The organism is Bacillota bacterium (genome assembly GCA_012839765.1).
Taxonomy (GTDB): Bacteria; Bacillota; Limnochordia; order DUMW01; family DUMW01; genus DUMW01.
On record DUMW01000118.1, the window covers coordinates 1 to 8,440 of the forward strand.

Consider the following 8,440-nt stretch of genomic DNA (forward strand, 5'->3'; position numbering starts at 1 on the left):
CTCACCAGAAAGGTGCCTCCTTCGGGGTGTCCTTGGGATGCTGTCCCCGTTAAGAATTCCCCATGGGAAGGCACTTTTCCTTTATCTGTCGCCATTTTTCAAGGGTAACCCTGCGAAATCCCGGTTAATCGCCTCCCTTCCCCCTGGCTCTTAGCGGATAAAAAACTCACCTCCAACCCTTTGTAATCTCACGATGATAGTGTCTTTCCTAAACCGGTGGTTTTAGAGGAGTCTCGAACAATCAGCTCCGGGGCAATCTTCACCTTCATGGGACGGATCTGGGAGCCCCGGGTGAGATACTGGGTGATGTATTCCATGGCCCACTGACAGACCTGATCGATGGGCCAGTTTACCGATGACAACGGCGGCACCGTGTTTTCTACGATGGAGGCCAGATCATTGTAGCCCACCACTGCTACCTGGTGGGGAACCGCCACCCCCTGATAATGCAAGACTTCCATCAGTCGCTGCGCCACATGATCTGCCCAGACAAAAACTCCGTTGACACCCTTTTCCCGGACTTGTTCACCGAGTGCGAGCGAACGAAGGATGGCCTCTTCCCAGCGCAGGGGGGGCAGCCCCTGTTCGGACATGGCTTTGCAGTATCCCTCCCAACGCATCCGGGGGGAATAATGGTCCTGATCAAGACCCAGGAAAGCCACTTTTTTTCTACCTTGGGCCAATAGGTGGGAGGTGGCAAGATACCCACCATAGCAATCGTCACTGATGAAGGAAGAAACGTTAGGAAGGGTGCTTTCCCGATGGATCAGCACCAGTTGTACCTGGGATCTCACCGCTTCGGTGCACACTGCGGTATCCGGTGTGCAACAGAAGTAGATGACCAGTTTAATATCCCTGCTTTTCATGATCTGCAGTTGGGCTTTAGGGTTCCGGGAGTAGTCACTGATTACCACACAATCACTGCGCAACAGTCCTTCTTGTAACACCGCAAGGCCCTTGGTATAAGGGCTCGCGAGGGAGATATCCGCCGAGGGTAAGACCAACAGTATTTCCTCTTGGTACTTCCTTTTGGGAATGTACCCGTGGTGCCTTGCCAATTGCTTGATCCTTGCGCGAAGCTCCTCACTGACTCCCGCTTTGTCATTGAGCGCCCGCGAGACAGTGGCTGTGGACGTTCCGGCTAATCTGGCTAGATCCTGGACGGTGACTTTGCCTTCTTTCAACAGGCCACTTCCTTTCCTGGGATGATGCCGATGAGATCACCGGATCTTTGCCACCTACCGCGATTATCGTGCGTAGTATCTATGTATCCAATGAACCGAACGTAAACTATGATGTAAGAAAAGGTTAGAATTACGTAACAATTTAAGTAATTTTACCATAACACACCCTTGAATTCCTGTCAAACTTGATCCCGTTGGTGGGAACCGAAAAAAGGGGAAGGCACTGAGCTAGGAGCACTAAGTTCCCTTCTCCTTTGTAGGAAACGAACTGAGCGGACTCCGTGTCCTATCGTGTAAAGGAAAGGGCAAATTCCATGATGTGCTTACGGGCCTTGACCTGGTTCTGGGGGATACGGTACTCCGTCGATGCTTGCATGGGTGCCGTCGAGGTACTAATCGGTCTCGCATTTAGGGACAGTTCCTGATCATGGACGGCCTCTGGTAATCCGCTACAGAGATGTGGTGGAGGTCAGAATGGAAGGGGAGAGGGTTGGATGCCAAGGATCCTACTTGGTTGCAGGAGTCTCTCGACGTATAGGTACGGGGATACAGCCGCAGTAACCTTCCCTTCTAGCCAACATACCGACTCCCCTCCAGAGGAGGCCTAGTGGTCAGAAGAAACTGGCCGTGGAGGAAGTGCTTGTCCACATGTTGGATAGTATTCACGGGTCAATTGTCCCTAGATCAGCTGGTCCAATATGCCTACGGTTTTTCCACCGCCTTTGGGAAAAACCACCCCGGCAAGATGACCTAGGGATAGGCTAGCAGTGAGGGCGGGGACGGGTAGTAATTAAGAAAGGGGGATAGTTGGGACCAACTGCGGTGAGGGAATGATGCAAGAGGGAGACTGGAAGGTTCAAAAAAGACGTATAAGTCAAAGACCCTCCTGTTGGAAGGCCTTTGACTCCAGGGGCTCCACTTATTTCGATGTAACCGAGATTACCTTCGCCCCGGGTTGAGCAGATCCTCGATCCAGATGATCTGTTGCCCTTCGATGGACCGGCGGGCGGCCACGCCGACCAATATGGACATGGCTCCATCAAAACTGGTGGCCTGCTGGTGCAGCACATTTCCTTCCTGTTTGGTTGCGAAAAGCTCTCGCAACATCCGCGGGTCGCCGCCTCCGTGATCTCCGGTGTGCTGTTCCGCAGGCACCTCGTAGGGTTCTGCGAACAAAGGATACACCATGGTCTTGACCGCACCGATGCCCTTGCGCACAACACCCTTTTCGGTTTTCACATAGGCAGCCTCGATGACTTCCTGCTCGATCCGTCCCTTAGTGCCCACAAAGGCGATCCTGTACCCTTCGTAGGGTGCGTAATTGTAGAGGGAATAGCTCAGCAGCTGACCCTGATCGTAGCGAACGATGAGCGTTTCCGTGTCCCAGATATTGATTTCGGGGGAGAAGACACAGCGGTCCCGGAAGTATCCGTCTTCTGCCTCAGCATCCAGGTACAACGCCTTTAGATGATCGTTTTTTTCCAGGTTCATGAAGAACCGGCACTCAGAAGTTCGCGGACAGGTCTTACATCGGGTGCTGTAGGGGGAGGTGCTGGGATTGTAGAAGCTATTTGCCCCAAAGGCTGCCACCGCCACGGGTCGGGCCGCAAGCCACCAGTTTACCAGGTCAAAGTGGTGGGTAGCCTTATGCACCAAGAGGGTCCCTGATTTCGATGCTTCCCGATGCCAGCGGCGGAAGTAGTCCGCACCATGGCTGGTGTCTAAATACCAGTGGAAGTCTACCATGGTGATCTTGCCAATGATCTCTTCCTGCAACAGCTCCTTCAACTTGGCTCGATAGGGACTGTACCGATAGTTGAAGGTTACGATGCAATCGTTCCCCGTCTCCTTAACGGTGTCTAGAATTGTCTTGCACTTGTACTCATCGGTGGTCATTGGTTTTTCCGTGATCACCCGCAGTCCCAACCTTAACCCCTTGATGATGTATTCGTCGTGGGTGTAGTCGGGAGAGGTGACCACGAGCCCCTGCACATTTTCATTCTTAACCATTTCTTCGAACTGGTGGGGCAGATAGGTGGGCAAATCCAGACCCATTACTTCCTTTGCCCGTTCCATCCGGGTCCGGTTAGTGTCCAGCAGGGCCACCAGTTCATTGTCGGTCTCTTTGGAAGTGAGGAATTTGCAATACATGGACGATCTAGCTCCAAGGCCAATGACTGCATATCGTAAACTCATAGAACCTGACACCTTTCTGTATGGGGTAGTGGTTGTAGACAAACGAAAAAGGAAACCTATAGGAATCGTTTTCATTATAGCACCTTGGTTTTGCAAGTAAGTGCTATCTTGTGGGGCAATTTTCAAGAAAAGCTACGGATTTGTGACATCAATTCCAGGGAAAAGGGTTAAAGACGATGAAAGAGATCAAAGACATGCCATATCGTTCCTCTAGATAAAGCAAAATGGCTACTGGTGAAAGGATTTGCTTACCTGGTGGGCGAAAAGATCATATCAGACGGTTGGTTTCGGGGTCTCACTGGAATGATCTCACAAGATGTCAACGGTAACCATTGTTCACCGTATGCCGAGGATAGAACTCTATGGGTTTGTGACCTGGTGGGAAGTCCTTCCGTAGGTGCGCACGACTAAGAAGAATGGATACAGAAAACTGAAATGGCTGTCTATTCTTCCGCAAGTCTTGGCTCGGAATTTCTCAGCGAGGGATATCCAAAGCAGAGTAGAGGAATAGCAGCCGGTGGAGAGGGAGAGTGCGGGCGATGGAATATGTTTGGGATTTCAATAGGAAGCAGCTGTGGAGAAAACCCCACGTGCCGGAAATCCGTTACTACTACCTCCGCAAGGATCCTAAGGGATATTCCATGAACCCTCACCGACATCAACAAATCGAGATCATGTATGTTTATTCCGGGGAAATGGTGACGGAAGTGGGGGGAGAGGTGGTAGTGTTGGGCCCGCGGAAGTTTATTATGATCACCGGGGGTCTGGTACACGGTAAGCATCCGCATCCGAAGGAATCCGTCGTTGGTAACTGCGAGTTCGTCTTTACTCCCCATGAGCACGGTGAATTTGGAGCGGATCATATACTTGCGGAGATTCGGGAGTTGGGCGGACACAACGTCCACTGGCCCCCTTGGTCGGTCTACGACGATACGGGGCGGGTCGGTGTGATCTTGCAGGAACTGGTGGAAAGCCTGGAGCAGAATCGGAGTGCCGTTAGTCAGTTGATGCTGTGGCGTCTAATCCTGGAAATCCTATGGGTGGCGATTCCCGTACATGGCCCCACCAAAGCGGTGGACCTGAACGTCCAGAAGGCTTTGAAGTTTATGCGTTCGAATTATCGGAACAACATCACGGTACAGGATGTCAGCGAATATGTGGGTATCGACCGGAGCCACTTTTCAAGGATTTTCCGGAGGGATGTGGGGATCCCGCCCCGGGATTTTCTGAACGAATTGAGAATAGAACAGGCGAAGAAACTGCTTCTCTATACAGACCTGCGGGTGGAAGACATCTGCCAGGAGGTAGGTATCGGATCTTCTTCGTCCTTCTTCTGGTTGTTTAAGAACTATACGGGGATGACACCGAAGGAGTTTCGGACCACCCATCGCATCGGTTGAAAAGGAAAACCCAGGGAGAATCCCTGGGTTTTCCTTAATCCACCAGAGCCAGCGTGCCGAAGAAGTTCGGATACTTGGTGCTAGCGGTACCGTAGGTCCATTCTACCCGGGTCCGCCCAAAGCCGTCATGGTCATTGACGACGAAGTTGAAGCCCATCTCGAAACCGGACTCCAGCTTGGCTGGCCCCAAAAGGGCTTTCGGGACCGCTACTTCATAGATGGTATAGAAGTAGTCGTCGGTGGAGGGTACGATGGCAAAGACCATCAGATCGGGATCGAACTCCACACCCACCGGTACCTTCCACGCCCAGGTTTCAAGGCCGCCTTCTTCGGTGAGGGCCCAACCGTACTCGAGGTCGTCATCGTCGTAGCCCGAACCCTTGGTGGTAAGAGTATCCAAGGCGATCTGGAAGCAGTCTGCCCGCCACAGAAGATCTTCGGTGAAGGGGTTATAGTGTACGTCATCTTCAGCAATCAGGGCGAAGTACAGGAACTCTTCGTCCCACTGGCACATGAGGGTAAGTAGACCACCATCTTCTGCCGTAATCTGGATTGTGGGCAAACCTTCCCATTCACTCAAGTCTCCATCGATGACGATGGGACCTTGCGCCTTCTTGGCCTCATACCGCTGACCGAAGGCCAGGGAAGTACCAAGGAGCACAACCATCAAACTAACCACTGCTACCAAACCTAGCTTACGTATGAGAGTTTCCCCCTTTTCCTGAAATTGGTGTCGTAGTTCCCAGTTGCTTTGACTTGTCTTTAGGATACCTCCCCTTGGTAGGTCCGGTTTTCTTGTATGCCTACCTTCCCGTCCAGGGAAAACTGTAGGGAAGTTGGCCGCCAAGGAAGAATGGGTATACCCTTTACCAAAACAACACCTTGTTTTCTGTCACCAGTTATTGTCCGTGCGGTCCATTGTCTTTGAAGGTGGCTAAAATATCCGGCACTTAGGATGAAGACCTTTGTTCACCCCGATTGCAGGCATTTTTCCGCGACTTGTTACGCATCTTCCTACATGAGCAAAACCCATGCTTTCCTATACCCAAACGTCCCCTCTTTGTGCTGAGTTAACGTGAGGGGGCCCTTTAATCAGTAATATATCACCATTTTATGCCTCTGAACTGTAGCCTTGTGGTGTTATCGTCTAGAAAATATCCGGGTTTGTGATGTTGATTCCATGCTGGGATCAGGTCTAGAAAGAGCCTTGTATCGGAGGAATGAAACCTATGTCTGTGCGACGGTCTTTGTGTCATCGGTTTTGGCTGGGGTCTCCCCTGTGATCAATTCTCGGCGTGCTTGTGAGCTAAATCGACCACGGTTAGGCTGGCGGGGAGTTTCAAGGGGTTTGGAGAGCTAGGAGTTTTGTGCTAAGATCACCATACTTACAGGTTGTTTGACCGGCCAGGGATATTTACCGGGTAAGCCATTACCGCTGGGACCTGTGTGGTTCATTGTTCAATCCCTTTTGCTTTTGGCTGTTCACCTTCGATGACCGCAGGTTCCGGGTATGGTGGAGGATGGAAGGAGAGCTGGTTTTGATCCTGAGTGTTAGTCGGCGAACGGACATTCCTGCATTTTACCTAGAATGGTTCTCCAGGCGGTTGCGTGAAGGTTACGTGTTGGTGCGAAACCCTATGAACTACCGCCAAGTTAGCAGGGTGTCCCTGGAACCTGAGACAGTTGATTGTATTGTCTTTTGGACGAAGGACCCACGAAGAATCCTGAAAAAGCTTGATCTTTTCGCCAAGTACACCTACTATTTTCACATTACCATTACTGGCTATGATGCCAGTATTGAGCCTGGTGTAAGCGATAAGCTGGAGATCCTTCGTGCTTTTCAACAGCTGGCCAAGGTCGTCGGTAAGGAGAGGACCATCTGGCGATACGATCCGATTATCCTATCTCCGAAGCTGGATGTGGCTTTCCACCAGCGACAGTTTACGTATTTGGCCGAGACCCTAGCAGACAGCACCGAAAGGTGCGTCATCAGTTTCCTAGACCTTTACAGGAAAATCGCGCTGCGGATGCGCCCTTTGACGGTTACACTTCCCAATGCAGAAATGATCCTAGAAGTCGCCACAGCCCTTGCCGAGATTGCCCAGCAACGGGGACTGGTGATAGAGGCTTGTGCGGAGACTATCGATTTGACCCCAGTGGGTATCCACCCTGGCAAGTGTATTGATGGGGAGTTAATTGAGAGACTCCTCGGTCGTTCGCTAAATCTGGGTAAGGATCCTAACCAGCGCAGCCATTGCGGCTGTGTGGCCAGTGTAGACATTGGTGCCTACAATACCTGTGGCCATGGCTGCTTGTATTGTTATGCCAATCACAGTGCCGAATTGGTCCAAAGGAACATGCGCGCCCATCATCTAGACTCTCCGTTGCTAGTAGGAGAGCTACAACCTGGTGACAGGATCATAGATCGCAGGACGGGAAAAGCCGTGGAAAAACAGTTGCATCTGTTCTGAGAATATCTTCATGTCCTGCAAAAATCCCCATTCCACAAGACCTGCCCCAATCCTCCATTAGAAGTGGTGATGCCGATCAACATGACATAGTTAGTTGTTGGATCGGGACTGGTTTCTGTAGCCTTTTACAGAATTTCCCATGCAATGGCAGGAACTGGATGGATTTTGTCGAAGTTTAAAGCTATGTTGCAGCGGAATTGAATGGTAATCAAAAAAACACCGGTCTTGATGTTGTGTCTTTACGATTTTTCCGACTATTCAAAAGGAAATCGAGCAACGGTGGGGTGGTATTGTTGGTGGCTGCTGTCCAGCTTTCCGGTAAATGGTGGACAAAGGATAGGAAGAAGGTTGATGCAGGTGGGAACAGGCGGCTGTAGTCTGCACAATCTCCGTGTAGCTTGACGAAGAATGTGAAAACGCGGGAGGTAGACAATGGACAATGAACAAGGAAGGATCTATTTGGCGTATGGTAGCAATTTGAACTTGGGTCAGATGGAGCGGAGATGTCCGGCGGCAACGGTGTTGGGCCCAGCTGAACTCAAGGACTATCGGCTCACATTTCGTGGTAGCGATGGTCAGGCGGTGGCCACTATCGAGGAAGAGAAAGGTAAGAGCGTACCCGTATTACTGTGGCACATCACCCCAGAGGATGAGGAGGCTTTAGATGTCTATGAGGGCTATCCCCGGAAATACATCAAGAAGATGTTGCGGGTGTTTTTCCAGGGAGAATGGGTCGAGGCTATGGCCTACGTAATGAACGACGGTTGGTCCTTGGGCATGCCCGGCGAAGGCTATTTGCACACCATCCGTGAAGGATACGAAGCCTTCGGATTCGATCAGTCTATTCTGGAAGAGGCGGTGGAGTACTCCAGTTCCGATATCTAAGAACTAGGCTCAAGCATCGGTAAACGTCGCCGGGGGGGCAAGGTACTTGTTTTGTTATATTCTCATGATGTTCGTTGGTAAACGTCAAAGCTAACCCACATAGCACCAGTTTTGTTGTGGTGGGATAATCGAACCATCATAACTTAGCGAGGTGACTGGTGTGGTGACCCAAGACAGACGTCAGCTTTGGGAAGAACGTGTGAGAGCATACCTTGCCAGCGGTCAGACGCAGAAGACGTGGTGCTTGGAACAGGGGTTGTCTGTACATCAACTGCAATACTGGTTGAAGAGGTTTAAGGCCGAA

At 51.1% G+C, this 8,440-nt stretch carries 6 protein-coding genes; 3 read left to right on the forward strand and 3 right to left on the reverse strand.

Features of this window, described 5'->3' with window-relative positions; translation table 11 throughout:
- Positions 1-188: 188 nt before the first annotated feature.
- Positions 189-1,184 carry a LacI family transcriptional regulator gene (locus GXX57_11490; GenBank protein ID HHV45266.1) on the reverse strand — a complete coding sequence of 332 codons (996 nt, stop codon included), beginning with the start codon at positions 1,182-1,184 and terminating at the stop codon, positions 189-191.
- Positions 1,185-2,123: 939 nt separating this feature from the next.
- Positions 2,124-3,380, reverse strand: coding sequence for a Gfo/Idh/MocA family oxidoreductase (locus tag GXX57_11495; GenBank protein ID HHV45267.1), 1,257 nt, complete (start codon positions 3,378-3,380; stop codon positions 2,124-2,126).
- Positions 3,381-3,919: 539 nt separating this feature from the next.
- Between GXX57_11495 and GXX57_11500 the strand changes: the two genes are divergently transcribed.
- Positions 3,920-4,780 (forward strand): helix-turn-helix transcriptional regulator, encoded by an 861-nt coding sequence (locus GXX57_11500; protein HHV45268.1) that lies wholly within the window; start codon positions 3,920-3,922, stop codon positions 4,778-4,780.
- A gap of 34 nt (positions 4,781-4,814) precedes the next feature.
- Here the strand turns inward: GXX57_11500 and GXX57_11505 are convergent, their stop codons facing one another.
- Positions 4,815-5,468: a hypothetical protein gene (locus GXX57_11505; protein ID HHV45269.1), complete on the reverse strand. Its 654-nt coding sequence runs from the start codon at positions 5,466-5,468 to the stop codon at positions 4,815-4,817.
- Positions 5,469-6,318: 850 nt separating this feature from the next.
- Here GXX57_11505 and GXX57_11510 point away from each other — a divergent pair.
- Both GXX57_11510 and GXX57_11515 read left to right on the forward strand, forming a co-directional pair.
- Positions 6,319-7,251 carry a DUF1848 domain-containing protein gene (locus GXX57_11510; GenBank protein HHV45270.1) on the forward strand — a complete coding sequence of 311 codons (933 nt, stop codon included), beginning with the start codon at positions 6,319-6,321 and terminating at the stop codon, positions 7,249-7,251.
- A 432-nt stretch (positions 7,252-7,683) separates the two neighbouring features.
- Positions 7,684-8,136, forward strand: a complete 453-nt coding sequence (locus tag GXX57_11515) for a gamma-glutamylcyclotransferase (protein HHV45271.1) — start codon at positions 7,684-7,686, stop codon at positions 8,134-8,136.
- The last annotated feature ends 304 nt before the right edge of the window (positions 8,137-8,440 follow it).